This window comes from uncultured Maribacter sp. (genome assembly GCF_947500405.1).
In the GTDB taxonomy this organism is placed as follows: Bacteria; Bacteroidota; Bacteroidia; order Flavobacteriales; family Flavobacteriaceae; genus Maribacter_B.
In genome coordinates this window covers 1-437 of the sequence record NZ_CANMRY010000077.1, presented here as the reverse complement: position 1 = coordinate 437, position 437 = coordinate 1, and the positions used below count along the sequence as shown (strand labels likewise).

General features: G+C 39.6%; 1 protein-coding gene. It reads right to left on the bottom strand.

The window, feature by feature from the left end; genetic code table 11:
- On the bottom strand, positions 1-437 hold a 437-nt coding region (locus Q0945_RS16060), incomplete at both ends, for a hypothetical protein (RefSeq protein WP_299436700.1).

The window sequence follows — 437 nt, the reverse complement described above, 5'->3', positions numbered from 1 at the left end:
CATTTTGTGTTGGGAAAGCAACATCGGAAGTACCTAAAGCAACATCGGTAGATTTGTTTGCGGTATCTTCTTTATCGGATTGCAAGGCCGTAATATCTGCATCATTACTAGTAATTGCAGTTGTGTTTACAGCTTCCGCGTTAGTAGCACGAGTAACCTCGTTATTTATAGCAGTAGTATTATTTGTAATATCGGTATCGTTGCTAGTAATAGCGTTGGTATTCGCAGTAATATCTGCAGATTCTTCTAAATCGGAAAGGTCGGCAGAAAGCGTAGTACCACTTTCGGTAACACTTAAGTTAGTGCCATCAAAAGTAACGGCAGAAATATCATCATCGGTAGTGATGGTACCTACTTGAGTATCTACATAGGTTTTAACAGCATTTTGTGTTGGGAAAGCAACATCGGAAGTACCTAAAGCAACATCGGTAGATTTG